This window comes from Glutamicibacter halophytocola (assembly GCF_001302565.1).
GTDB classification, from domain to species: Bacteria; Actinomycetota; Actinomycetes; order Actinomycetales; family Micrococcaceae; genus Glutamicibacter; species Glutamicibacter halophytocola.
The window spans coordinates 1,696,761-1,721,121 of record NZ_CP012750.1; the positions used below are offsets into that span (position 1 = coordinate 1,696,761).

The 24,361-nt window shown below is 61.5% G+C and carries 22 protein-coding genes and 1 pseudogene; 16 read left to right on the forward strand and 7 right to left on the reverse strand.

All coding sequences use genetic code 11. From position 1 onward, the window contains the following. Positions 1-167: 167 nt before the first annotated feature. Complete coding sequence (locus AOZ07_RS07755) at positions 168-1,874, reverse strand: AMP-binding protein (RefSeq protein ID WP_060701481.1); 1,707 nt, start codon at positions 1,872-1,874, stop codon at positions 168-170. Positions 1,875-2,021: 147 nt separating this feature from the next. Between AOZ07_RS07755 and AOZ07_RS07760 the strand changes: the two genes are divergently transcribed. Together AOZ07_RS07760 and AOZ07_RS07765 are read left to right on the forward strand one after the other, a co-directional pair. Next, positions 2,022-2,882: a carbohydrate kinase family protein gene (locus tag AOZ07_RS07760; protein ID WP_060701482.1), complete on the forward strand. Its 861-nt coding sequence runs from the start codon at positions 2,022-2,024 to the stop codon at positions 2,880-2,882. Between the two features lie 127 nt (positions 2,883-3,009). Further along, positions 3,010-3,879: a VOC family protein gene (locus tag AOZ07_RS07765; RefSeq protein ID WP_060701483.1), complete on the forward strand. Its 870-nt coding sequence runs from the start codon at positions 3,010-3,012 to the stop codon at positions 3,877-3,879. A gap of 193 nt (positions 3,880-4,072) precedes the next feature. On the opposite strand, the pseudogene AOZ07_RS19070 reads toward AOZ07_RS07765, so the two are convergent. Both AOZ07_RS19070 and AOZ07_RS07775 read right to left on the reverse strand, forming a co-directional pair. Further along, positions 4,073-4,207 (reverse strand): annotated as a pseudogene (locus AOZ07_RS19070) (CatB-related O-acetyltransferase); the annotation flags it as partial. Between the two features lie 341 nt (positions 4,208-4,548). Then, complete coding sequence (locus AOZ07_RS07775; protein WP_060701485.1) at positions 4,549-5,550, reverse strand: ABC transporter substrate-binding protein; 1,002 nt, start codon at positions 5,548-5,550, stop codon at positions 4,549-4,551. Positions 5,551-5,652: 102 nt separating this feature from the next. On the opposite strand from AOZ07_RS07775, the gene AOZ07_RS07780 reads away from it, so the two are divergent. The 5 genes from AOZ07_RS07780 (at position 5,653) to AOZ07_RS07800 (ending at position 10,529) form a co-directional block, all read left to right on the forward strand. Next, positions 5,653-6,726, forward strand: coding sequence for a FecCD family ABC transporter permease (locus AOZ07_RS07780; protein ID WP_084793177.1), 1,074 nt, complete (start codon positions 5,653-5,655; stop codon positions 6,724-6,726). Then, positions 6,723-7,787: a FecCD family ABC transporter permease gene (locus AOZ07_RS07785; protein ID WP_060701486.1), complete on the forward strand. Its 1,065-nt coding sequence runs from the start codon at positions 6,723-6,725 to the stop codon at positions 7,785-7,787. The genes AOZ07_RS07780 and AOZ07_RS07785 overlap by 4 nt, the downstream gene beginning before the upstream one ends. Before the next feature lie 78 nt (positions 7,788-7,865). Further along, on the forward strand, positions 7,866-9,614 hold the full coding sequence (locus tag AOZ07_RS07790) for an HNH endonuclease signature motif containing protein (RefSeq protein WP_060701487.1): 1,749 nt from the start codon (positions 7,866-7,868) through the stop codon (positions 9,612-9,614). A gap of 339 nt (positions 9,615-9,953) precedes the next feature. Beyond that, on the forward strand, positions 9,954-10,133 hold the full coding sequence (locus tag AOZ07_RS07795; RefSeq protein WP_194943837.1) for a hypothetical protein: 180 nt from the start codon (positions 9,954-9,956) through the stop codon (positions 10,131-10,133). 69 nt (positions 10,134-10,202) lie between these two features. After that, positions 10,203-10,529 carry a hypothetical protein gene (locus AOZ07_RS07800; protein WP_060701489.1) on the forward strand — a complete coding sequence of 109 codons (327 nt, stop codon included), beginning with the start codon at positions 10,203-10,205 and terminating at the stop codon, positions 10,527-10,529. A 613-nt stretch (positions 10,530-11,142) separates the two neighbouring features. Here AOZ07_RS07800 and AOZ07_RS07805 read toward each other — a convergent pair. From AOZ07_RS07805 to efeU, 4 genes are all read right to left on the reverse strand, one after another. Continuing rightward, entirely contained in the window at positions 11,143-12,138 is a 996-nt protein-coding gene (locus tag AOZ07_RS07805; protein ID WP_060701490.1) for a TIR domain-containing protein, read from the reverse strand. A gap of 336 nt (positions 12,139-12,474) precedes the next feature. Then, positions 12,475-13,800, reverse strand: a complete 1,326-nt coding sequence (gene efeB / locus AOZ07_RS07810) for an iron uptake transporter deferrochelatase/peroxidase subunit (RefSeq protein ID WP_075972447.1) — start codon at positions 13,798-13,800, stop codon at positions 12,475-12,477. A gap of 38 nt (positions 13,801-13,838) precedes the next feature. Continuing rightward, the gene (efeO, locus tag AOZ07_RS07815; protein ID WP_060701492.1) at positions 13,839-14,990 is read right to left on the reverse strand and encodes an iron uptake system protein EfeO; all 1,152 of its coding nucleotides are present in this window, start codon (positions 14,988-14,990) and stop codon (positions 13,839-13,841) included. Between the two features lie 78 nt (positions 14,991-15,068). After that, on the reverse strand, positions 15,069-15,908 hold the full coding sequence (efeU, locus tag AOZ07_RS07820; protein ID WP_060703368.1) for an iron uptake transporter permease EfeU: 840 nt from the start codon (positions 15,906-15,908) through the stop codon (positions 15,069-15,071). A 658-nt stretch (positions 15,909-16,566) separates the two neighbouring features. Here efeU and rpsP point away from each other — a divergent pair. From rpsP to lepB (AOZ07_RS07865), 9 genes are all read left to right on the forward strand, one after another. Then, a complete protein-coding gene (rpsP, locus tag AOZ07_RS07825) occupies positions 16,567-16,977 on the forward strand; it encodes a 30S ribosomal protein S16 (RefSeq protein WP_060701493.1) in 411 nt (136 codons plus the stop codon). A gap of 2 nt (positions 16,978-16,979) precedes the next feature. After that, positions 16,980-17,222, forward strand: a complete 243-nt coding sequence (locus AOZ07_RS07830) for an RNA-binding protein (RefSeq protein ID WP_060701494.1) — start codon at positions 16,980-16,982, stop codon at positions 17,220-17,222. 114 nt (positions 17,223-17,336) lie between these two features. Further along, a complete protein-coding gene (gene rimM / locus AOZ07_RS07835) occupies positions 17,337-17,870 on the forward strand; it encodes a ribosome maturation factor RimM (RefSeq protein ID WP_060703369.1) in 534 nt (177 codons plus the stop codon). Positions 17,871-17,873: 3 nt separating this feature from the next. After that, entirely contained in the window at positions 17,874-18,707 is an 834-nt protein-coding gene (gene trmD, locus AOZ07_RS07840; protein WP_060701495.1) for a tRNA (guanosine(37)-N1)-methyltransferase TrmD, read from the forward strand. A 276-nt stretch (positions 18,708-18,983) separates the two neighbouring features. Continuing rightward, positions 18,984-19,343: a 50S ribosomal protein L19 gene (gene rplS / locus AOZ07_RS07845; protein ID WP_060701496.1), complete on the forward strand. Its 360-nt coding sequence runs from the start codon at positions 18,984-18,986 to the stop codon at positions 19,341-19,343. 13 nt (positions 19,344-19,356) lie between these two features. Then, a complete protein-coding gene (gene lepB, locus AOZ07_RS07850) occupies positions 19,357-20,004 on the forward strand; it encodes a signal peptidase I (protein WP_060701497.1) in 648 nt (215 codons plus the stop codon). A gap of 422 nt (positions 20,005-20,426) precedes the next feature. After that, positions 20,427-22,712, forward strand: coding sequence for an LPXTG cell wall anchor domain-containing protein (locus AOZ07_RS18540; protein ID WP_060701498.1), 2,286 nt, complete (start codon positions 20,427-20,429; stop codon positions 22,710-22,712). A 171-nt stretch (positions 22,713-22,883) separates the two neighbouring features. Further along, the gene (locus AOZ07_RS07860) at positions 22,884-23,468 is read left to right on the forward strand and encodes a hypothetical protein (RefSeq protein WP_194943838.1); all 585 of its coding nucleotides are present in this window, start codon (positions 22,884-22,886) and stop codon (positions 23,466-23,468) included. Positions 23,469-23,653: 185 nt separating this feature from the next. Then, positions 23,654-24,358: a signal peptidase I gene (gene lepB / locus AOZ07_RS07865; RefSeq protein WP_060701500.1), complete on the forward strand. Its 705-nt coding sequence runs from the start codon at positions 23,654-23,656 to the stop codon at positions 24,356-24,358. The last annotated feature ends 3 nt before the right edge of the window (positions 24,359-24,361 follow it).

Below are 24,361 nucleotides of genomic sequence, written 5' to 3' on the forward strand. Positions count from 1 at the left end.
CAAAGTGAGCTGGGTCACGAATCTCTGATTCATAGTATGGGTTACAACTCACAATGTAAACTTCGTGTCGTGCCCGAGTCACACGTCCATTGGCTCCTGTTTGTTAAACGAAAACGGGTCCCGCAGCCTATGGCTGCGGGACCCTCCGGGGCGCGGAATTTCCGGGGCTAGGACTTCAGCGAAGGGAAATCGGTGTCCTTGTATTCGGTGCCGGCCGAATCGCCGCCCTGGAAGCGGCGCTCCTCGGCCTGGCGCAATTCCACGCGGCGAATCTTGCCCGAGATGGTCTTGGGCAGCTGGGCGAACTCGATGCGCCGCACCCGCTTGAAGGCCGACAGGTGCTCGCGGCAGTGCGCCAGGATCGACTCGGCAAGCTCTGGACCGGGCTGCGCGCTGCTGGTTGGAACAATGTAGGCCTTCGGCACGCTCAAGCGCAGTTCATCCGGCGCCGGGACAACTGCCGCCTCGGCGACCCCGGGGTGCTCGATCAGCACCGACTCCAGCTCGAACGGGCTGATCTTGTAGTCGCTGGACTTGAAGACGTCGTCCGCGCGCCCGACATAGGTCAGCACCCCGCGCTCATCGCGTTCGGCGATATCCCCGGTGTGGTAGACGCCGTCGCTGAAGACCTCGGCAGTCTTCTCCGGATTTTCGAAGTACCCCTTCATCAGCCCCAGCGGGCGCGGCTCGGTCACCAGGCAGATTTCGCCCACGTCGCCAACTTCGCCCGTGGCCGGGTCGCGCAGGACGATGCTGTAGCCGGGCATTGCGCGGCCCATGGCGCCGATGGTGATCCGCTCACCCGGAGGGTTGGCGATCTGCACCGTGGTTTCGGTTTGGCCAAAGCCGTCGCGGATGACCTGTCCCCAGGACTTGTGCACCTGGTCGAAGACTTCCGCATTCAGCGGCTCGCCGGCCGAGACCAGTTTTTGCGGCGCCGTCTTCAGGGCGCCCAGATCCGCCTGGATCAGCAGGCGCCACACGGTGGGCGGCGCGCAGAAGCTGGTGACCTTTTCGGCATCCATCTGGTTCATCAGCGCGATCGGGTCAAAGCGGTCATAGTTATAGAGGAAAACGGTCGCCTCGGCGATCCAAGGCGCAAACAGGTTGGACCACGCATGTTTTGCCCAGCCCGGCGAGGCGACATTCAGGTGCACATCCCCGGGTTCCAGCCCGATCCAGAACATGGTGCTCAAATGGCCCACCGGGTAGGACGTATGGGTGTGCTCAACCAGCTTGGCCTTGGAGGTGGTGCCAGAGGTGAAGTAGCGCAAGAGCGTTTCATCTGCGTGCGTGGGGGAGTCGAGCTGGAAACTGGCCTCGGCCTGGTGGGACTGGGCGAAGTCGAGAATTCCCTCTGGGGCGCTGCCGCCGATCTGGATCAGCGTGTAGTCCCCGGGCACGGTGTCGAACTTCTGGATCTCGGCCTCATTGGTGATCACCCATTGGATGTGCCCGCGATCGATCCGGTCGGCCAGATCCGTGGGCGTCAGCTGCGTGGTGCACGGGACCAGGATGGCGCCGAGCTTGATCCCGGCGAGCATCGACTCCCAGAGCTCAACCTGGTTGCCGAGCATGACGGCAATGGAATCCGAGCGGTTCACGCCCTGGTCGGAGAGCCAGCGGGCCAATTGGGTGGAGCGCTCGGAGAGCTCGGCCCAGGTGCGCCTGATTGAGCTGCCGTCTCGTTCGGTGATGATCAGCGCCGGGGTATCCGCCCGCTGCGGATCCTTGGCCACCTGGTCGAACCAGTCGAAGCCGAAATTGAACTCGCTGAACTGGGGCCAGCGGAACTCGGCCCGCGCCTGTTCGTAATCGTTGCGCAATTCCAGGAGTCGATCGCGGGCAGCTCTGAATTCATCGGTAACGCTCACAACTAGCCTTCCCTCGAGTGGACATTGGCGCCCCGTCGGTAGAGTGAGGCGGATCACTTGCCAATATACTTGGAAGTCCAAGGGTTTGGAAGCGTTGTTACCCGCCGAAGTCTTGAATCACCTGAGGCTGGGGGATTGAATAAGTGCATGAGCCAGCAGCCCAAGGTGCTTGTCTGTGGTCCATCCAGCTGGAATCAGCTGGTTGAGCTTGACTACCTGCCCGAACCCCGCCCCCAGCAACTCTTCGCGCGTGGCGCATGGCACACTGTGGGCGGCACGTCTGCGGGCAAGGCGCTGCACTTGAGTTCGCTGGATATTGCCACCGAGCTCTTTACCCAGGTGGCCGGCGATGAATCCGGGCAGGTGCTGCGGCGTGCGCTCCTGGGCGCTGGCATCAACCTGCAGGTGGTGCCCAGCGCGAGCACCGAGCAGCATATTAACCTCATGGCTGGCGGCCAGCGGATATCGGTCTATCTTGCCGCCCCATCGGCTCCCGCGGATGCGGATGTCGATGCCGTTTGCGCCGCGGTGCGCGAATCCGATCTGGCGGTCATTGACCTGAGCGAGTTGGGGCTGCGGGTCATTGAGCGACTACGGGAGCCGGCCGTGCCGCTATGGGTCGACCTGCATGACTTTGATGGCTTTTCCTCGTTCCATCAGCCCTTCCTGGGTGCGGCTTCTGTGGTTTTCATGAACGATGATGCCACCAGCAACCCGTGGGAGCTGCTGGCAGGTTGCCTGCGCCGTGGCCCCAGCCTGGCTATTTGCACGCTGGGGGAGCAGGGTGCGGTGGCCATGGATCACCAGGGCCGGCGTTGGGAAGTGGCCGCGCCAAAGGTCGAGGTGGTCGACACCAATGGCGCCGGAGATGCCTTCATGGCGGGATTCTTGGCTGCCCGCCTGCGCGGCGCGCCAGTGCAGGCGTCGATGGAGGCGGCTGCCAGCAGTGCGGCGGTAGCACTCTCGAGCAGGCATCTGCACCCGAAGCTCGCCCAGTTGCCAGCCTAGTGCCGGGGTGCACCCGATGCGTTCAAAGGCGTGACCGCCGGAACACGGGAATTTACTTGAAGCATCAAGTAAATCGGAGTAGGGTTATAGCCAACAGGAAGTCCTGATTGGAAAGAAGGCGCTGGAGATGACCATGCTCAAAGAAGACAAGCTCGCCGCAACCACCCACATGAACGCCGTGCAGTTGAAGGTCGGCGACATGAAGGTCATGAGCGCGTACTACCAGCAGGCCCTGGGGTTGGCGGTTTTGGAGGAAACCGCGGAAGGGACCCGGCTGGGTCGTGGCACACGGGAATTAGTCAACCTGCGCTATGCCCCCGGGCTCAAGCTTCCGGCGCGCAGCGAAGCGGGCCTGTTCCATGCGGCATTGCTCTTCAACAGCCAAGCCGACCTGGCCGCTACCGTGCTTTCGGCAGCGCAGTTCGATCAGGGAAAATTTGTCGGAAGCTCGGATCATCTGGTCTCCGAGGCCTTCTACTTCACCGACCCCGAGGGCAACGGCATCGAGTTGTACTTCGACCGGCCCCGCGACACGTGGACCTGGAACAACGGCGAGGTGCGCATGGACACCATCTATCTTGATCCGAACAACTACCTCGAAACGCACCTGAGCGAGCAGGCCGTGTCCTCCTTGCAATCGGCTGGCGCCGAAGTTGGCCACGTCCACCTGCAGGTTGGCGATGTGGGCACCGCGCGGCAGTTCTACGTCAACACCCTCGGCTTTGATCAAACCACCGCATTGGGCAACCAGGCACTCTTCGTTTCCGCCGGCGGCTACCACCACCACATGGCGATGAACGTCTGGAATTCCCGCGGCGCAGGCCCGCGCAAGGACACCCTGGGCCTGGGCGAAGTGCTGATCAACGTGCCCACCGCCGAGGAAATCGGCAAGCTGGCACAGCGCTTGGGCTTCGCCAAAATCGCCCACCACCACACGGGAGCCGAACTGCGCTTCAAGGATCCGTGGAACAACCAGCTGCGCGTCGCCGTCGCCTAGCCGGGCATTGCGCCGAAGGGAATCAGCCCGCGGCGGCCGTGGTGTCCGGATGTGCTGAAATTACCTCGGCGGTCAACGGCTGTGTCTCCAGCGGCTGGAACTGGGCATGCTCGCGGCCGCGCAGCACCTGCGCCGCAAACAGGTCCGGGGATCTGGCATCGCATCGCGTCCGATCCTCGGGAGTCTACTCGCACCACCCCGAGGCCTGCAGCGCTTGCACCGTTTCGGGCTCAAAGCGATCGCGGATCACCCGTGCCGGGACGCCTCCTACCACCGTATAGGGCGCCACATCCTTGGTCACCACCGAGTTCGATGCGATCACCGCGCCACCCCTGCGGCTGATCCGGCGCGCGGTTGAACGTCACCACGAACGCCCGGCCATAGCGCTGGGTGAACAGCCCGGCGCGCTGGGTGCACACGGTGGCCATGCCGCCGAATTCGCGTTCGAGCTTCCATGTCACCATCCAGGCGTCTAGATGTTCGCTGGGCGATGCCACGGGCCGATCCTTTAGCTGGACTCAATATGCGGTGCCGGGCCGGGACCTTGCACGCATTGTCCCGCGAGCTGCCAGCGGCTTCGGTGCCCCGGCATAGCTCGCGCACCACCGCAAAAGCCCCTTGGCACGGTCCGCGGACGCACCGGGGCCAAGGGGTTGCACGCCCGGAGGGCTAGGGCAGCTGCGGATCCACGTCGAAGTGCTTGGCGACCTGGGTGATCACTTCATTCGCTCCCTGGATCGATACCGAGGACAGGAAGATGGAGTCGTCGACCGGAACCACTTCGCCCTTCAGCTTCTTCCACAGCGGGTTGGAGGTGAACTTCTTCTCCTGGTCGCGCGAGGCATCGCCTTCAGCGCCTTCAGGGGACCAGGTGGACTGGAAAATGACACCCGCGTCGGCCTTGAGGATTTCCTCGGGCGAGAGCGGCACGAAGATGGATTCGGTGGTATCCGGCGAGCCTTCCGGGCGCGGGATGGCCATATCGGACATGATCTCGCCGATGAAGGAATCGCTGGAGTACAAGCGGGCGGTGTCTTCCCCGGCAAATCGCACCAGGGAGTAGGTGGCAGCGGCGTCCTTGGCGAGGATTTCCTTGCCGACCGCGGCGGCGCGTTCCTCGTAGCCGGCCACGGCCTCCTGAGCTTCCTGCTTCTTGCCCAGGGCCTCGCCGAGCAGGACCACGTTCTCCTTCCAGGTTGGCCCGGTGGATTCGGAGAAGATGGTCGGTGCGATCTTGTTCAGCTGGTCGTACATCGCGCCCTGGCGGACATCGGCGGAAATGATGACATCCGGTTCTGCGGCCAGCAGCTTTTCCAGGTCCGGCTCGGTGGTGGTTCCGATGTTGACCGCCTCGTCGGTCAGCTCGGAGACATCGCCGAGGTATTCCGGGAAGGGGCTGCCCGAGGAGCGGTATTCGGTGTAGGCGACCAATTCGGCGCCCAGCAGCATCGTGGCATCAACATAGGAAGGGTCCAGCGCGGCCACGCGCAGCGGGCGTTGTGGCAGTTCGGTCGTGCCGCGGAAGTGCTTGATGGTTGCCGGGAACTGCCCGTCGGCAGCCGCGTCGGTGGTGGCCGAGGCCTCGCTCGTGCTGGCGCCGCCGCAAGAACTCAGGGCCAGGGCAGCGGCGGCCAGGGCGGCGGTGAAGGGGAGAATTCGTCGAATGTGCATGCGAGTGCTTTCCGTGATGAAGATTTATTGATTGCGGCATTATGTAATTTTGCACCCAAAGGTTAGGCAAGGGTAAGCTCAATGCGCAGGTTGAACAGTAGCATGGCCCAGGCCACTGCGGTCAACCCCGCACGACATAAACCCGCATCCCTGCCACATGACGAAGAGCGCCGAGCCATTCCACGAACCACATTGCGCACCGCCAGCCTGCTGGCCTTGGCCCTGGGGCTGTTCGCCGCCGTCTCAGTGAGCCTCTGGGTCGGAAGCAGCACGTCCACTCCGGCTGAACTGGGCCATGCCCTTTTTGCGCCCGACGGCTCAGTCAGCGACATCGCCATCCGCGAGATCCGCTGGCCGCGCACCGTCACCGCGCTGGCCGCCGGCGCCGCCCTGGGCATGGCCGGAACGCTGATCCAGGGGCACACCCGGAACCCGATCGCCGAGCCTGGCCTGCTGGGCATCAACCAGGGCGCGGCCCTGGCGATCGTGGCCGTTGCGGTCTTCACCGGCCCGCTGGCCCCGTGGACCCAAGCGGTGCTCGCCCTGGGCGGCGCCCTGCTGGCGGCCCTGGTCGTCTTCGGCATCGGGCGGGTGGACGGGCGGGGCAGCTCGCCGATCACCCTGGTGCTGGTTGGGGCCGCGGTCACCGCCCTGTGCGCGGCGGTGGTCTCGGCAATCGTGCTGCTCAGCGAGGCGGCGCTGGAAACCCTGCGCTTCTGGCAGGTCGGCTCCGTGGTCCAGGGCTACGATTCCTTCCTGGCGCTGTGGCCGCTGCTGGTTCTGGGCAGCGTGCTGGCCCTGGCCAACGCCCGCGGGCTGAACGCGCTGACCCTGGGCGAGGATTCGGCGCGAAGCCTCGGGGTCACCGCCGCGCGCGCCCGCACCCTTGGCCTGGCCGCCATCGTGGCGCTCTCCGGACTGGCGGTCACCCTGGCCGGGCCGATCGCGTTCCTCGGCCTGCTCGTCCCGCACGTGGCCCGCCGGATTTTCGGCGCCGACTACCGCTGGGTGATACCGGGCTCTGCGGCCTGCGGCGCGCTGCTGCTGTGCCTGGCCGATGTGATCGGACGGGTGCTGGCCCGCCCCGGCGAACTGCCGGTCGGCGTGGTGGTCGCACTGATCGGCGCCCCCTTCTTCATCTATGTGGCCCGGCGCCGCAAGGCGGTGTCCGTATGAGCATCCGCCCATCCATCCACCACGCTGCGCCGGCGGCCCGGCGCCGATCGCGGCGCGCCATGTCCACCGCGCTGGGCCTGCTGGCCGTGGCGCTCGGGGCGCTGTGCCTGCACCTGGCCATCGGCGGCACTCCGATCCCGATCCGCGATGTCATCGCCAGCCTGCTGGGCGCGGCCCCCGATCCGCGCACCGAACTGGCGGTGCTCGAATTCCGCCTGCCGCGCACGGTTGCCGCGGTGCTTGCCGGGGTGGCCTTCGGGGTTGCCGGGGCGCTGACCCAAACCGTGGCGCGCAATCCGCTGGCCAGCCCCGACATCCTCGGGGTCACCAACGGGGCCGCCCTGGGCGCGGTCAGCGTGCTGGCGCTGACCAGCCAGGTCGCCGGCCTGCCCGAATTCTTCCTGCGCCACGGGCTGGTGCTCGCGGCCACCGCCGGGGGACTGCTCGTCTCCGCCCTGGTGTTCGCCCTGGTCTGGCACAGTTCCCTGGAGAGCAACCGGCTGGTTCTGGTCGGGCTGGGATTCAGCGGATTGTGCGCCGCGGCCACCTCCTGGATGCTGACCCTGGGCGAGGTCTACAACGCGCAGCAGGCGCTGACCTGGCTGGCCGGAACGGTGAACGCCATCTCCTGGTCGGATCTGCTGCTCGCGCCGGTGGCCATCGTGCTCTGCGTGGCACTGGCCGGGATGCTGCACCAGCAGCGCCAGGTGCTGGCCCTGGATTCCGACACCGCCCGGGCGCTGGGCATGAACCTGGGGCGCGAGAGGGTGCTGATGCTGGGACTGGCGACGCTGCTGGCGATTGCGGGCACCGTCATCGCCGGGCCGCTGGCCTTCGTCGCGCTGGCCAGCGGCCATGCCTCCCGGCTCATCGCGCGCAGCACCATTCCCACGGTGCTGCACAGCGCGCTGATCGGCGCGATCTTCGTGCTGCTGGCCGATCTGGCCGCCGCCCGCAGCTTCCCGGTGGTCCTGCCGGCCGGCGTGGCCACCGCGGTCATCGGCGCGCCCTATCTGATCTTCCTGGTCCTACGCCAATCCCGGGTGCGCACCGCCAGCTAGCGCGGCGCCGGATCGGCACTTTCCCACAGCCGGAATTTTTCTGTGCCCGATCTGTGCTCCGGCGCCCATCATGGGTCCATGGGAATCCACCAGCTGGCCGGCACGCTCACCGCGTTGCGCCACACGATCACCGGGGGCCTGCCGCGCGGGGCGTGCGCGGTGCTCCTGGAAATCATGGCCGCCTGCTGCGCCCTGCTGGGGCAGCTCTCCGAAGCCCTGCGCTCCAGCGAAGACCCGCGCGCCGCAGCCGCCCACGCCCGGCTCATCGAAACCCTCTTCCGCTACACCGTGCGCGAGCAGCTGCAGTGCGCCATCCACCTGGAATCCACCGCCGCCCACCTGCTGGCGGACGACGATCTGGCCGCCGCCTGCGAGGGCACCACGGACTTCAGCCGTCCGGCCACAGTGCACTCGCAGCGCGCGCACTATCGCGGCACCGCTGATTTCCTTGCCAGCTGGCTGGGGCTGAACTTCCACGAAGCCGATCACCGCGTGTCCGACGCGCATCTGCTCATCGCCCGCCGGGCCATCGACGGCTCCACGATCGCCCCGCGCCTGGCCAAGCTGGCCCAGCTCTACACCGGCTCGCCGGTGCTCGACCCGCGCACCGTGGCCCGCGCCGCCCGCGCCCTGGATAAATTCGAACCGGCGGACACCGCCTTCGAAGGCCTGCCGCTGGATGCCACCGCCACCCACGCCGACGGCCGCACCTTGGAGGAGCACATCGTCGAGCTGTTCCAGGAGCCGGACCTGGACACCGCCCAGTCCCGCGTTTCCGAGCTGATCGCCGCTGAACGCCTGGCCCGCAAAACCATCAAGTCCCCGCAGCCCGGCTTCTATCCGCGTGGCACCATCGGGGAATGCGACCGCTACGAGCTTATCGTCGCTGGCGCCCAGCGCGAGGAAATACGGTCGGTGATAGGGCAAAGCGATAACCCGCGCACCGATGCCGGCAAATCGGCTCGCGGCGCCCAGGACTCGTCGGCGGCGCCGGAGGATCACACCGGCGACCACCCAGCCGACCGCCCTGCCGACCGCCCGAACGACCGCCCAGGCGAGCACCCAACCGCCCGGGACGACCTGTTCAGCAGTGATGAGCCCATGCCGCCCTGGGCCCAGGAACCTGCGGGGCAACCCCCGGAAGACCAGCAAACCTCCTTGCCGCAGCGCGGGGAGCAAGAGCAAAACTTCGCTGATCCGGGTACCGCCGATACCGGGCAGCAGCAGCCTGGCGATGCCGGTCCGCTCGCGGATTTGGAGGTACCGGTGCCCCAGCGCCGATTGAACGCGTTGATCGCCGCCCTGAAGAACCGTGGATCATCGCGCACCGGAAAAACAGTGGCCCCCAGAATTGCCATTCATATCAAGCTTGGCTCCCTGGCCGACCTGAAGAACCCGGACAACCTCACCTCCATTTCGGAGCACGGCGTCAAGCTGGCGCCGGCGGACACCGGCCAGCTGATCTGCCAAGGTGAAATCTTCCGGGTGATTTTCGGACCCGACGGGCAACCGCTGGATCTGGGCCGATCCGAGCGCTTCTTCACCGAAGCGATGAAGCGCGCCATTTTTGCCCGCGATCGAGGCTGCATTGTTCCGGGGTGCACCGCAGGTCCTGAAATGCTCGAGTACCATCACGACACCTGGTGGGAGCATGGCGGTGGCACTTGCACGCGCAACGGAAGCTGTTTGTGCCGCGCGCACCATCACGCCATTCACGCCAAGTTGCTGACCCTTGTATCGATGGGCGGATTGGCGCACATCATCCTGCCCAAGCACTTGGATCCGCTGCAGCGACCGCAGCGAAACCGGATCCATCTGGCCGCCTAGCTTGCTGGCTCCAAGCACGCTGCTGCGCCGGTCTACCGGTGCGCCAGATTCACCCGGCGCTGGAAAACCCCTTCAAGGGATCCGTACTGGCCGAAGGCGATCGACAAGGATCTGCTGAATAGGTCGCGCGACAGCCGGGCAGGTCGATTCCGGGTGGCTTTTCGTCGCGAGTCGGTGTCACAAGGTTCTGTTTTGATAACTTATGACAGCCTGGTAGAACCCTCCTGACTAGTCGAAAAGGCCAAATACCACCCTCCATGAGTGCCCGTGCAAGGGTGGAAAAGTGCCCCTGAGTGTCGGCTCTTGTTGATCCTCCACCACGAGCAGGGCACTAAGAACATGGACGAGAAAGACAAGACACTGGCGAAGTTTGACCAGCTGGCGAAAGCTCGCAAAATAGTAAACCTGACAGTGCTGGAAACTTCCGGCGTAGATGTTTCGGCGCACGGCCAAATGGGGTGGATCGTAGCGAAAGCAGCAACCAATCCACATTCGCCCGAAGCCGTCCAAGCACGCTAGCGAGAACACAAAGCCCGGAATAAGGAACGACTGCAACAGGCACTGGCACGGAGCGGAGGAGCGCAGGACATGGCAGACCCAACCAAGGACTTCAAAGACGCTGTGAAGGCGCTCATGCTGGCGAAGAAGCTAACCCGCGCTCAGGCTATCGCTCAGCTCGCACACATGAAACCCGACATGGTGACCAAAGCTGAGAACGCACGACAGGCGAAGCTAGACAACGACCGCAAAGCAGCAGCCGTAGCCAAAGCCAGCGATCCCCGGACTGCACCGGAAAAGATTATGGCCAAAGCTAAAGAGTTCTTCGTGGAAGGCAGCGCAAAGTCGATTCCTGACGGTGTTGTCCTTGCGACCAAGCCCTACCCGGAACAAGGTGATGAAGCACTAGGCGAGTAGGTAGCCGAAGACTTTATCCAAGACTGCACGCCGGAGCCGTGACTTGAAACAGTCCGCTAGCGAGTTACAGACAGCCCGAGACAACGCCTACTCAGCTTTGCTTCACCTTTACACCTTCGCCGAGAATCGAGCAGTCCTGTGCGAGAGTGTGGCCGTTGAAGAAGGCAACCAGGCTGTTTCGAGTGGGCTGGAACGGCAAAGCAAACTTGGTTCCTGGTGGCCAGGGCATGTGGAAGTGGAAAGTAGCATCCACCACGCGTTACAGACGCACCGGGTTATTGGGCGCAACGCTTGGAGCAAAGTGGAGCTACCGTTCCTAGAACGCAGGGTATCACCGCCGACAGGCGCTGAACGCTTCATCAAATAGGCTTCACGGTTGGTTACGCGCGCTTGGCAGGCCAACCGCGGACACAAACTTGCAGGGAGCGTCTTGCGAGGAGGAGCGGGAATCTCAGCTCCTTCTGAACCAGCTACAAGCTCTCGGGAATGGAAGCCCAAGGCAAAAATTCCTAGGACTGATACCCCTAGGTGGAAGCCAAGAGGCATTGTTCCACTCTGGCAAACTGAGTCACCGCCCGTTTACGTTTCGGGCGGCGGCTCCACCTAAGTGAGATTAGCTGTAAGAACCTGCGTTGGCATCCAAGAAATTGCGGTTTTCATTTAGCGTCACCCCGGCAGCTTTCAGGGAATTAACCAGCATTTTCCGATCGTCCCAACCGTTGTTCAGGTTGATCCAGTTGATACCTTCAATGTCTGAGATGTTCCGGGTTTTCCCCCTGCGCACTAAAACAGTCCGGTTAGCGTCAATGCCCAAGGCCATGCCTGCTTCTAGGATTACATTTGGCCTTGCCTGACCCGTGACCTGCACTTCATCTGGACCGTCGTATGGACCGCTATATTCGGGTTTAAGACGTGCCTCATCATCAGGGGTAAAGATGACAATGGCTGCTTGTGCATGATTCAAACCAGACTGAACTATTTGCAGGGTGGTTGGAGCCGAGAGATTAGTTAGATCGCGAGCTTCAGTCCAATCTAGAGGTGACACCTCGATATACCTCAAGAATTGTTCTAGTGTGCTTTTCGTTTCCATGTCTCGCCCGTGCACGATGAACACTTTTCTGGGGTCTTTATTCTGCATTGTCTGCTGTTTCACGGACGTTAGAATATCGCCCCAGGGTTTCTGAGGTTCAGCCCAGGCGTATTTATCCGAAGGCTTAGGCTCGGAAAAATTAGGCTTGGCATGTGTATTCTGGGTGACTAGGTCAATGGAAGGTAGTTTAAAACCCTCCAAGCCAGCTGTGAAGCCCACTTCTAGGAGCTGATTTTTAAGCAGTTTGAATGAGGAGTTTTCTTTCCTTGAGTCTGATTTAGCGTCATGATAAAAAGCCTCATTGAGAATCTGCACTAGTTCCGCATCAGCAAGAGGCTTCCTGGATATTTTCTGAACCATTTCATTAGCTTTTTTAGCTTTGGTGGAATCAGATAAAGCTGAGTTGTCACCGAACCCCATCCAAATGTTGTCCAAGGCATCGTGTGAAATGTAGTCGTTGCTGCCAAGTGCTTGGGCAATTTTCGAGAGCATGTACTGGGTGAAAACTTTTAGGGCCATTCCGTCTTCCTACGGTGCGTCTTGCGTGTTCTTGGTGTAAGTCCAACTGCGTATGTCAGGGAAATGATTTCTCTATAGCCATGATAAACGCGTTGTTCCACTGGGCGTGGTTGGTGTCCTGCCACGGTCGATTGGCAAAAGCGCACTTCGACAGAATGCGGGCCGAAACCGTGGCGCCAACCCTTGTCCAACGGTGAAGAACAAGTTCAAGGCGTTGTTGAACCGGCAGTATCGCCAATGACCCGGAGACTCGCCGAGCCGAGGCTCGGTAACGCGGGCAGGCGCCGCTAAGCCGGCAAAGCCCAGCGGAAGCGGGCGCCAATGTAACCCCCGGAGTCAGGAATCGAACAGCTGCTGGCCAAGGTACTGCCCTTGGCTGATGCCGGGCAGGATCGCGTAGAGCCCCGAGGAAGTATGCCGCAGATACTCGCTCATGGCATCCTTGGAGCTCATGGCCTCTTGCAAGGGCACATAATGCGTGCGCGCATCGATGACAAAGGCGATGAAAAACAGCCCGGCATCCAGGCGCCCCAAACCGTCCGAGCCATCCACATAGTTGAACCCGCGGCGCAGCATCTGCACGCCGTCGTGTTGGGATGGATGCACAACCGCTACATGCGAATCCGCCGGAATCACCGGCCCGGCAGAACCGGCCATGGCAAAGTCGGGTTCGCTGAATTCATCGCCGCCGGATAACGGGGCACCGGTGGACTTCACGCGTCCGACCACGTTTTCCTGCTCGCGCAACGCCGAGCGATCCCAGGTCTCCACATGCATGCGGATCCGCCGGGTCACCATATAGCTTCCGCCCGCCATCCACGGCTGATCGGTGGAATCTTTTCCCACCCACACGTGCTGGTCGAGCAGCTCCTTGTTATCCGCCAAAAGGTTGGCAGTGCCGTCCTTGAAACCAAAGAGGTTGCGCGGAGTCTGCTGGGCTCTGGTGGTTTTCGAGGTGCGCCCGAAGCCGGTCTGGCTCCAGCGCACCCGGACCGTGCCAAATCCCAACCGTGAAAGATTGCGGATGGCATGCACCGCAACCTGCGGATCATCGGCGCAGGCCTGCACGACGATATCCCCGTCGCTGCGCCCTTCCTCGATCTGGTCCCCGGAAAAGTGGGGGAGTTCGATCAGCGCGTCGGGCAGTTTTCCGTCCAGGCCGAAGCGGGCCTTGCCGTGGTTTCCGATAAACAGGCTGCGCCCGAATCCGATGGTCACGCTCAAGTTGGCGGCGCTCAGATCTGCTGCCTCGCCGGTATCTGACGGCGGTGCGTCGTAGGAGCCGGCCGCCGGATCATCGGCACCCACCTGCTGGCCCTGCGTCATGGCGGCGATGGCATCGGTCCACGAGCGCAGCATGGAGATCAGCGCCTCGCGATCATCGCTGGTCACGTCAAATGCCGCGGTATGCATCCGGTCTTGGGCGGCGGTGGTGATTCCGGCCTGGTGGGCACCGTAAAATTCCACGGTGTCCACCACCGTGGCAGCGTGGCTTCGTCCGGCCAGCCCGGCATGGGCCAGCGCGCCGACGGCCAGGCCAGCAGTTCCTGCCCCGGCGCTGGTGAGCAACAGGCGCCGGGACAGCCCGCGGCGCGATTCTTTCGCGCCGGTCTGAGCAACAGCTGAAGGCTCGGACGTGGACGTGGAAGGATTTTTGGGCACGATGCGGATCCTTGGGCTAGATGGTGCTGATGCAGGGGCTACTTGATGACAGCGGCGGTCAGCTTTGACAGCGGCTCGGAGAGCGCGTCAACGCCGGCCGCCAGTTCCTGCACCTGCTTGGTGCTCAGCTCGTCGTAGTACTTGAAACCGTCGCCGTCGCGGTACTGATCCAGCTGCCCCTGCAACGAGGTGAAGTTCTTCTCAAGCTGGGCATCCAGCTTGTCGTCAGTTCCTTCCAGCAGCGGCTTCAAGTCCTGGTAGGCGATCTTGGCCCCTTCCATATTCGCCTGGAAGTCCCAGAGGTCGGTGTGCGAGAACGTCTCCTCCTCGCCGGTGACCTTGCCGGTGGCAACTTCGTCCAACAATGACTTTGCGCCGTTAGCCAGCTGGTCTGGGGTGAAGCTGAGCTTGAGCGTGCGATCGTAGAGCTTTTGGGTGTTTTCCACCATGCCGTCGGCAATTTCCTGGCGCTGCTTTTCGGTCATTTTGGTGTAATTCTCCGGTGCCCACAAATCCTTCTCGGCGCGGTGCCAGCCTGTGAACTGGTCGCCTTCGGCCAGATCTGCCTCGCGGGCATCCAGGATCGGATCAAGGTCGCCGAAAGACTCTGCCACTGGTTCAATTCGTTCCCAATGCATGCGGGTTGACGCGTAGAGCTGCTTGGCGGTTTTCTCGTCGCCAGTGGCAAAAGCCTCAGCGAAGTCCTTGGTGCCGCGCAGCAGCTGTTCGGCCTGGTCCTTGACGTAGGCGGTGTACTGGTCTGTTGCGGTTTTTTGCAATGTGGCGCGGTCTGCGGAGACCTGCTGCCCGTCGGCCGCCGCAGTCACGGTGAAGGCCGAGCGGATGCCGTCGCCGACCATTCCCGGCTTGCAGGCGGCAAAGTAGCTGCCTTCCGGTGCCAGCACGACGAGATCCCGGCTGACCCCTGGCCCAACGTTTTCGACCTCTCCCACGATGCGCAGCCCGTCATCGGCCAGCAGGTAGAACTCGTTGATCTTGCTTCCGTCGTTCTTCACGTTGAACTTCAGTGTCCCGCCGGGCGCGTTGTCGGTGGACACGGTGCACGAATCGTCGGTGGCCACCACGTTGATGGAGCCGTCGGAGGCGGCTGAGACGTTATTGTCGGTGCAACCGGAAAGAACCAGGGCGCCGAGCGAGAACAGCGCGGCGGGGGCAAGAAGTTTCTTCATGTGGGTGATTCCTTGGTCGGTGATGAAGCGTGAAGTCGAGTTCACGAGCTTGGGTGTGAAAAATTGCGCTGCCGCGGCTTAGCTGGCCGCAGCTGCTCTGGTTTTGGCCGCACGCGGCGGGGAGGCGGTCTTGCGAAGGTAGAAGAACATCACGGGCACCAGGTAGGCCCACCAGGCGATGGCCGCCAGCCATGGGGTGGCGGGGATGAAGTTGAAAACGCCCTGCAACACCGTGCCCAACCAGCCCGACGGCGGGATTGCGGCGCTGAAATCGTAGGCCAGTGCGTGGATCCCGGGCAGCACTGCGGCTTCCTGCAGATCATGCACCCCGTAGGAGAAGACCCCGGCGGCCACAACCACCAGCAAGGCACCGGTCCAGGTGAAGAACTTGGAGAGCTGAATTTTGACGATGCCGCGGTGGAGCAGCAACCCGATGGCGATGGCGCCAATCAGCCCCAGTACCGCTCCGAGCAGCGGCTGCCAGGTTTCTCCGGTGCTTCGCGCTGCGGCCCAGATGAACAGCGTTGTTTCCAGTCCTTCGCGGCCGACCGACAGCGCGCCGACCATGACCAGTCCCCATGCTGAACCGGTCGCCGCCTTGTCGACCTGGTTTTTCAGATCCTGATTGAGCGTTTTAGAGGCGCCGGCCATCCAGAAGATCATCCAGGTCACCAGGCCGGCGGCGATAATCGACAAACCGCCGCCAATGATTTCCTGCGCCTGGAAGGTCAGTCCGCGAGGCCCGAACGTCAGCAATGCACCAAAGCCCAATGACACGATGACCGCAAACGCCACGCCAGCCCAAATACGCGGAAGCAGATTGCGCCGATCCGTTTTGGTCAGGTAGGCGATGAGCAGGACGACGATGAGGACGGCTTCAAGTCCCTCGCGCAGGCCGATCAGGAAGTTTCCGAGCATGGTGTGGTGCTTTCTCGAAAGTGTGGAGACCGCGAAGAGGCGATTCCCTTCATGGCAGTTCTTGCACTGCGCGCGCATCCCTTGATGATGCAGCGGGCACGCACTCGAACCTCAATAAGGTTAGCCTAAACCAACACGTGCCAATACCGGCCTGTCGGTATTGGCTTAAGTATTTCGGGCTTGGTTAGCCTCGTCATACAGAGATTCCCTGCGGAGGACTAAAAAACAGCTAGACAAGTGCGATCTTTTCCCACAAGCAGCTTGTGGAGAAGAAACACGGTTACGCGAAATTTCCTGCCTCTGTGTTGCGGCGAACCCAAGTGGGGAGGCAAGGGCATTAGGTACCCAGTCGCCGGAGCCCTTTGTGCCGGGCAGCCGGCGCTCGGGGGCGGCAAGTAGAATTGATTCACCACGGACTCGTGCACGATCCAGCTCATCACGCGCCACGTGATCAAGCTCATGGGCGCAGGTCGACTCGCCAGCAGAAAAGAGTTGGCCAGCAACTAAGCTCTCTGGCATAATTGCAGGGTACTCGATTTGTTGTGGCCCCTCTCTCCGCTTCGAATCCTGTCCTTTTTAGAGCGCGAGAAGTAAGGCCTGCCCCACAGGTGCTAAAAATCGTGCTCGACCATGTTGAGAAACAGGAGTGACCACTACAGTGGCCGTTAAAATTCGTCTGAAGCGCTTCGGTAAGATGCGCGCACCTTTCTACCGCGTTGTTGTCATGGACTCCCGCGCCAAGCGCGATGGCCGTGCCATCGAGGAGATCGGTAAGTACCACCCAACCGAGAACCCTTCGATCATCGAGATCGATTCGGACCGTGCACAGTACTGGCTGTCCGTTGGCGCTCAGCCAACCGAGCAGGTACACGCACTGCTGAAGATCACCGGTGACTGGCAGAAGTTCAAGGGCATCGATGGCCAGGAAGGCACCTACAAGGTTGCCGAGCCTAAGCCAGCATTCGTTGCTCCTGAAAAGGGTTCGGTGATCCTCCCTGAGGCCATCACCAAGAAGGCTGAGAAGCCAGCTGCTGAAGAGGCAGAGGCCGAAGCAACCGAGGCTGAGTAACAGTGCTCGTTGATGCGCTGGATCATATGGTGCGCGGAATCGTCGAGGAGCCGGAAGACGTCAAGGTTGCCTTGAAGTCCACCCGCCGCGGCGATCTGCTCGAAGTTCGGGTCAACCCTGAGGATCTCGGTCGCGTGATCGGACGCCAGGGACGCACCGCACGAGCATTGCGTATCGTCATGGCAGCGCTGGCCAAGGAATCGGTTCGTGTTGATGTTATCGACACCGACCGTCGCCGCGGCTAAGCAACTGCAGCCCAACACTTCGTTGGCTTCATCTCGAAAGGAGTTTCCGTCCCACTGGTGACGGAAACTCCTTTCGTGTTTCACCCCCACACAATGCAGAAAGAGCAGCAGACTATGCGATTGCAGGTTGCCCGCATCGGCAAGCCCCACGGTATCCGTGGCGAAGTTACCGTTCAGGTCCAGACCGACACCCCCGAGGAGCGCTTCAGCGCAGGCGAGGAGCTGATCGTGATCGACGGTCCGGTCAAGAGCCTCACGGTGAAGAACGCCCGCTGGAACAAGACCATCCTGCTGCTTTCCTTCCAGGAGATCAACGACCGCAACCAGGCCGAAACCCTTCGCGGGGCCCGCCTTGAAATCGAGGTTTCCGACGAGCCCGAAGACGATTCGGATGAATGGTACGAGCACGAGCTGCTCGACCTGAAGGTCATGCTCGAGGGCGAGCAGGTCGGCGTCATCACTGCACTGCGCACCAACCCCGCACAGGATCTGCTGGTCTTCGAGGACACCGATGGCAACGAGGTGTACCTGCCTTTCGTCGACGAATTCGTGCCGGAGGTCGATCCGGAAGCTGGCATCGTGGTCATCACCCCGCCTGCCGGACTGCTGACCCTGAACAGCGACGACTCCACCGAGGAAGAGCACTAAACCATGCGCCTAGATGTCATCTCGATTTTCCCCGAGTATCTGCAGCCGCTCTCGCTCTCGCTGATCGGCCGGGCCGCCGAAGACGGCATCCTGGATTTGAAGGTCACCAACCTGCGCGACTTCACCGAGGAGAAGCACCGCAAGGTGGACGACACCCCGTACGGCGGCGGCGCCGGCATGGTGATGATGCCCGAGCCGTGGGGCCGGGCCTTGGACTCCGTGCGCCCTGCCGGTGCCCAGGGTCCCAAGCCGACCCTGATCGTCCCGTCGCCGGCCGGTGCGGTGTTCAACCAGCAGATGGCCTATGAGCTCGCGGAAGAAGAGCATCTGGTCTTCGCCTGCGGACGCTACGAAGGCATCGACGAACGCGTTGTCGACTACGCGCACGAGAACTTCAACGTCATTCCCGTTTCCATCGGCGACTACGTGCTCAATGGGGGAGAAGTAGCGGTTATGGTGATGGTCGAGGCCATCGCCCGGCTGATTCCCGGCGTCATTGGCAACCCGGAATCCCTGGTGGAGGAATCCCACTCGGATCTCCTGCTGGAATACCCGGTATACACCAAGCCCGCAGCATGGCGCGGCCGCGAAGTTCCCGAGGTCCTGCTTGGCGGAAACCACCAGCGAGTGGCCCGGTTCCGCCGCGACGAGCAGATCAAGCGCACGGCCGCCCGCCGGCCAGACCTGATCACCCAGATGGATGTCCAAAGCTTGAATCGCCGTGACCGCGATGCCCTGTGGCACAACGGATTTGCTGTGGTTGACGGGGCCATCACCCCGAAATCCGAACTGGATTGGGCCACTGGGGCAGGCACCGGGGAGAGCGGCGGCAGCTGAAGGATGCCTGGCCAAAGCCGGGCAAGAGGCCAACATCACGGCAGCAGGAATTTGGCTGGACTCGCGCGAACCCCGGCGATACGGCATAATTGTTTCTTGGCGTGTTTTTGTCTGGCTCCTGCCGCAGGGGGAAGACCGGATCTAAAAGAACCGCCGCATCGACTGCTAGAGCCAGTCGGTGGTAAACGTTCCGGGGAGTTCGCCAGGCCTGAGGCCGGCGATGGGCCCCGCTACGAGGATTCGGTGACCTGCGGCATTGATCCTAGGAGATGCAACATGCATATTCTTGACTCCGTCGATGCAGCTTCGCTGCGTTCAGACATCCCAGCTTTCGGTCCTGGCGACACCCTGAAGGTGCACGTCAACATCATCGAAGGCAAGAACTCGCGCGTCCAGGTTTTCCAGGGCTACGTTTTGGGCCGCCAGGGCCAGGGCGTTGGCGAAACCTTCACCGTCCGCAAGGTTTCCTTCGGCACCGGTGTTGAGCGTACCTTCCCGGTTCACTCCCCAATCATCGAAAAGATCGAGGTTGTGACCAAGGGCGACGTTCGTCGTGCAAAGCTGTACTACATGCGCGATCGTCACGGCAAGGCTGCTCGCATCCGCGAGAAGCGTGACTTCAACACAAAGAAGTAATCTGCGTTCTTCAATGAACCAGATTGCCCGCAGCGAGCGAGCAATGGTGAAGCGCCGGGCCTTTTCATGGGTCTGGCGCTTCGCTGTACTCGCCATCATTCTTGGCCTTTTGAGCACCATCATCTTCCGCGCGACGGTGATCGACCTCTATCATATCGACTCCAACTCCATGCAGCCGACCCTGAATCCGGGCCAGAGCATCGCCGTTGACCGCCGCGCCTACCGGGACGCGCCGCCGCAGCGCGGGGACGTGATCGTCTTCGACGGGCGCGGTTCCTTCTTGCCCTACGCCAGGGCCGGTTTCGCCGACGATCTGCTCGGCGCCTTCAGCCTGGCAGGAGCCGGCAGCAAGTACGTCAAACGCGTCATCGGCATTGGGGGAGACACCGTCGAATGCAAGGGGTCCAACTGCCGGATCACCGTTAATGGCCAGCCCATCAGCGAGCCCTATATCTTTGCCGGCAACGCACCGAGCGACCAGGAATTCTCGGTGAAGGTCCCCGAAGGACGCTTGTGGGTAATGGGCGATCACCGCTCCACGTCCAAGGACTCGCGCTCATTGCTCGGGGCCAGTGGCGGGGGAATGATCAGCGTCGATCGCGTCACCGGCAAGGCAACGAGCATTGCCTGGCCGCTGAGCCAGAAGGCAGCCATCAATTGATTTGCTGGATATGTACCTTTGATTAACTGTGCCGGATGGGGAGAACTCCCCATCCGGCACAGTTGTTTTTTAATTATGCAAATATTCATGTCGGTCGTTGGCACCAAGCTGATTCTGTGAGTTTCGTATGCAACTTTTGCGCGTATTCACAGAATTGGCGACTCTGACTAGGGCGTAGAAAGATAATTCCAATATTAAACCAATGGGCCCTTCCGTTGGAATGTGATCTGGTCGAAGTTCGACCACGCCTATTGACTAGGTGATTTGGCTGGCGAGGTTTGTATTTTCGTTTGATTCGACACTTGAAAACCATAGTGTCAAGCGGCTAGTGTTTCATTTTGGTAACAACACCTGTGCCTAGATGCGCGCCCAGAGGTAAGGGCCGCGAGGGCACTCGCACCATAAATGTGGGAGAAGCATTAATGCCAAATCCAAATAACAAGACTGCGCAACGTGGCCTCGTTGCTGCAGCCGCTACCGCTTTGGTAGTTGGCAGCAGCTTCATGCCGGCCGTTGCCGCGCAGGAGACGAAGGGTTCGCCTTCTCCGTCGGCCTCCTCAAGCGAGGCCAACAGCGCAAGTTCGTCCGCCACGGAAAACTCGGTGGATACCACCGGACTGCCGGAGGCCATCGAGCGCGACCTGGACAAGTCGGTTGACGAGTACCTGGAAGACTCGAAGTCCAGCGAGACCGCTGCCGCATTAGACAAGAATCTTGAAGACGAAGGTATCGAAGCCCGTTCGTCTGTCGAGGGCGGCAAGGTTGAGATCGAGGTCAGCAAGAAGGACGCTGCCAAGGCCAAGGCAATCGTCGAAGCCTCCAAGGCTTCTGTTTCCCTGGAAATCAACAAGAACAACCTGTCTACCGCTGAGGGCGTCTACAAGGAACTCGTCGACAATGTTGACAGCACCGAGTTGAGCCGCCTGACCGCGATCGTGGAAACCACGGTCAAGGGGCAGAAGGTCGTCAAGATCATCGCCTCGGGCCCTGGCTCGATCGAGGGACAGAAGCGCGAGATCACCAAGAAGGTAGTCGCTGAAGGCGAATTGTCCTTGGAGCAGTTCGCAGAGCATGTGGCAGCCTCGGACGTCGTCTTTGCCCCATCGGAAAAGGACGGCAACGGTGCTGCCAAGCCCGGAGCCAATGAAGACATCTATGGCGGCATGGGCTACGCGATCGGCCAGAACGGCCAAGCTCCCGCTTCACGCTGCTCGATCGGCTTCAACGCCTGGGATGCCAGCGGCAAGAACGCCATCCTGAGCGCCGGTCACTGCACCGAAGACGGTTCCATGACCGACACCTATGTTCTGGAAGCTAACGCGCCGAACGATTTCCTCGGCTACACCGACGCACTGGGCACATTTGGTTTCGCCCAGTTCGGCGGCCCTGGCAACTCGGGCTACCCGGTAGACGCGACCTGGGAAGACGTAGATACCGAGAACCCTGGCACCGACATTTCGGTGGTTGAATCGATCAACCCTGCGCTGAACCTTCACGCAGCAGTTTCGCAGTGGCCAGCAGGTGGCGACGAGCGCGACCAGGTTATCAAGGTTACCGATGTAGCTGCCGGCGCTGTTGGCGCTGAAGCCTGCTCTTCGGGTGCAACCACCGGGTGGAGCTGCTCGACCATCACCGGCGAGGGCATCTTCTTCGTCCAGGGCATGGACGGCACCTTGCGCGACGTATGGGGATACACTGCAGATAACCCGGGCCAGGACGTCCTGGACCAGGGTGACTCGGGCGGTGCCGTATTGATCGGCAACAAGGCCATCGGCATTAACTCCGCCAACGGTCCTGGCGAAGACGGCGCAGAAGATACCGCAGATGACATCGCCATGTACACCGGTCTGAAGGACGCGCTGACTCGTATTGATGGAGTCAAGGACTACCAAGTCAAGCTCTTCATCAATGCTCCTGCCATCACCACTGAAAACGGTTCAGAGGTGGAAGCTGGAAGCGACATCTCCGGCAACGTCAAGGACGCGTCAGAAGGCACCCAGGTTGACGTAATCGTCAACGGCGACGTCGTGGACACCGTGACGGTTGACTCCAACGGAGACTTCACGTTCTCTGCACCAGAACAGACTGGCGCATACGAGTTCACCTTGCAGGCGCACAAGGGCTTCGACAAGTCGGCAACCACGAACGGCAACGTCATTGTTGTAGCCGTTCCAACTCCGACCCCGACTCCTACGCCAACCCCGACTCCAACTCCTACCGAGGAGCCTTCGGAGTCGGCAACGCCTACCGAGACTGCTACTGAGGAGCCTTCGGAGTCGGCATCGCCTACCGAGACTGCTACTGAGGAGCCTTCGGAGTCGGCAACGCCTACCGAGACTGCTACTGAGGAGCCTTCGGAGTCGGCATCGCCAACTGAGACTGCTACTGAGGAGCCTTCGGAGTCGGCATCGCCAACTGAGAGTGCTACTGAGGAGCCTTCGGAGTCGGCATCGCCTACCGAGACTGCTACTGAGACCGCTTCTGAGGAGCCTTCCGAGTCCGAGACCGAAGAGTCTTCGGAAGCTCCACAGAACGACGAGTCCAACGAGCCAACCAAGTCGGCAACGCCAAAGGAAACTCCTAAGAAGGACGATCCACTGGCCGACACCGGTTCGAGCAGCGCTCCTTTGATCGCTGCAGGTGGCGCCTTGGCTCTGGTCGGTGCAACCTTCCTCCTGTTCCGCCGCGGCAACCGCCGCCACGGCTAAGGAACGAATTACCCATAGGTTCTAGGAACCTCTGAAAGTGTCCCGCTACTTCACCACAGGTAGCGGGACACTTTTTAGTTAGTGCACATGTGGCTCACTGACTGTTTTACGAAAAGGCCTATAGCCTCGAAGTCAAGAAGGCTATGGGTACGCAAAAACCGAGGTGCAATTATGAATTTCAACTCCAGAACATCCCGCACTCCATTGGCGCTGGCCTCTACGGCCCTCATGGCGAGTTTGCTGCTGACCGGTTGCGGGCAAGGAACGGACCCAGGAACCAAAGAGTCATCGGGCTCCGCGACCTCTGCTCCCACCGCGCCCTCCGAGAACCAAAGCGAGAATTCCGTGGACCAAAACGCGCTGCTGAAGATCAACGACAAGCTTTCCGCAGACCTCGGCGAAAACTATGTCCAGGGCTGGATCAAGAACGGCAAGCTGCACGTGTCGACAACTGATGAAGGCCAGCTTGCTGCGATCGAAGAAGCCGGTGCCGTCGGGCATATCGTGAAGCACAGCAGCCAGGAACTGCGCCAGGCCATCGAAAAGATCATGACGTGGCAGGGCAAGCAGGAGAACCCGATCCGCAATTCGATCCACGCCTATTCGTTGAATCCTGAAACCGGCGGCATTACGCTCTCGGTGGACAAGAGCCAGATCGAAGCGATCACCAAGCTGATCGAAGCTGATCAGCCAGTCGGCGATATCCCCGTGGATTTCAAGTCCAGCGGCGGTATAGGCTCGCCCGCCAACTCGTAGCTGGTTTCCTCTCCAATGACCCGACCGCGCGGGAGCAGAACACTATTTCGCAACGGCCAGCCCGCAAAGGGCTGGCCGTTGTTGCGTCCCACACCGTTCAGGCGAAGCCGATAATGAACGATTCGCCACCGGCTGGCACGTAAGATGGGGTGTGTTACGCGATATTGGAAGGTACTAATCGAACTGTGAGCGCCGCACCAGCTGAAAATCCCCAGGACAAGGGACCGCTATACAAGATATGGCGCTTCATCCGTGAAATCGCCATCATCGTGGTTATAGCCTTGGCGCTCTCCTTCGTGATCAAGACCTTCTTCTTCCGCGCTTATTACATTCCTTCGGGCTCCATGGAGCACACCTTGGAAGTCAACGACCGCATCTTCGCGAACCTGATGGTCCCCGGCCCCTTTGAACTGAACCGCGGCGATGTGGTGGTTTTCCGTGACGACCTGGGCTGGCTGCCGCCATTGGCGCAGTCGCCCACGGCGTTTGAAAACGTGCTCTCCTTCGTGGGAATCCTTCCTGCCGCCGACGAGCAGTACCTGGTCAAGCGCATCATCGGCATGCCAGGAGACACTGTCGAATACGATGCGGCCGTCGGCAAGCTCATGATCAATGGCGAAGCGATCGACGAACCCTACATCTACACCGGGAACCAGCCATCGGATATGGAATTCTCGGTCACCGTGCCAGAAGGCAAGATCTGGGTCATGGGCGATCATCGTGCAGCCAGCGCCGACTCGCGCTTCCACACCGATATCGAAGGCGGATTTGTGGACATGGACTCCGTACAGGGCCGGGCCTCCATCATTTCGTGGCCAACCTCGCGCTGGGGCACCATCGACTCCCACGATGAAGTCTTCGCCAACGTCCCGGCCCCGGCCAGCAACTAGCCT

Coding starts and splice junctions, on each gene's coding strand:
- AOZ07_RS07760 (WP_060701482.1), top strand. CDS start 2,022: ATGAGCCAGCAGCCCAAGGTGCTTGTCTGTGGTCCATCCAGCTGGAAT.
- AOZ07_RS07765 (WP_060701483.1), top strand. CDS start 3,010: ATGACCATGCTCAAAGAAGACAAGCTCGCCGCAACCACCCACATGAAC.
- AOZ07_RS07775 (WP_060701485.1), bottom strand. CDS start 5,550: ATGCACATTCGACGAATTCTCCCCTTCACCGCCGCCCTGGCCGCCGCT.
- AOZ07_RS07780 (WP_084793177.1), top strand. CDS start 5,653: ATGGCCCAGGCCACTGCGGTCAACCCCGCACGACATAAACCCGCATCC.
- AOZ07_RS07785 (WP_060701486.1), top strand. CDS start 6,723: ATGAGCATCCGCCCATCCATCCACCACGCTGCGCCGGCGGCCCGGCGC.
- AOZ07_RS07790 (WP_060701487.1), top strand. CDS start 7,866: ATGGGAATCCACCAGCTGGCCGGCACGCTCACCGCGTTGCGCCACACG.
- AOZ07_RS07795 (WP_194943837.1), top strand. CDS start 9,954: ATGGACGAGAAAGACAAGACACTGGCGAAGTTTGACCAGCTGGCGAAA.
- AOZ07_RS07800 (WP_060701489.1), top strand. CDS start 10,203: ATGGCAGACCCAACCAAGGACTTCAAAGACGCTGTGAAGGCGCTCATG.
- AOZ07_RS07805 (WP_060701490.1), bottom strand. CDS start 12,138: ATGGCCCTAAAAGTTTTCACCCAGTACATGCTCTCGAAAATTGCCCAA.
- efeO (WP_060701492.1), bottom strand. CDS start 14,990: ATGAAGAAACTTCTTGCCCCCGCCGCGCTGTTCTCGCTCGGCGCCCTG.
- efeU (WP_060703368.1), bottom strand. CDS start 15,908: ATGCTCGGAAACTTCCTGATCGGCCTGCGCGAGGGACTTGAAGCCGTC.
- rimM (WP_060703369.1), top strand. CDS start 17,337: ATGCGATTGCAGGTTGCCCGCATCGGCAAGCCCCACGGTATCCGTGGC.
- trmD (WP_060701495.1), top strand. CDS start 17,874: ATGCGCCTAGATGTCATCTCGATTTTCCCCGAGTATCTGCAGCCGCTC.
- rplS (WP_060701496.1), top strand. CDS start 18,984: ATGCATATTCTTGACTCCGTCGATGCAGCTTCGCTGCGTTCAGACATC.
- lepB (WP_060701497.1), top strand. CDS start 19,357: ATGAACCAGATTGCCCGCAGCGAGCGAGCAATGGTGAAGCGCCGGGCC.
- AOZ07_RS18540 (WP_060701498.1), top strand. CDS start 20,427: ATGCCAAATCCAAATAACAAGACTGCGCAACGTGGCCTCGTTGCTGCA.
- AOZ07_RS07860 (WP_194943838.1), top strand. CDS start 22,884: ATGAATTTCAACTCCAGAACATCCCGCACTCCATTGGCGCTGGCCTCT.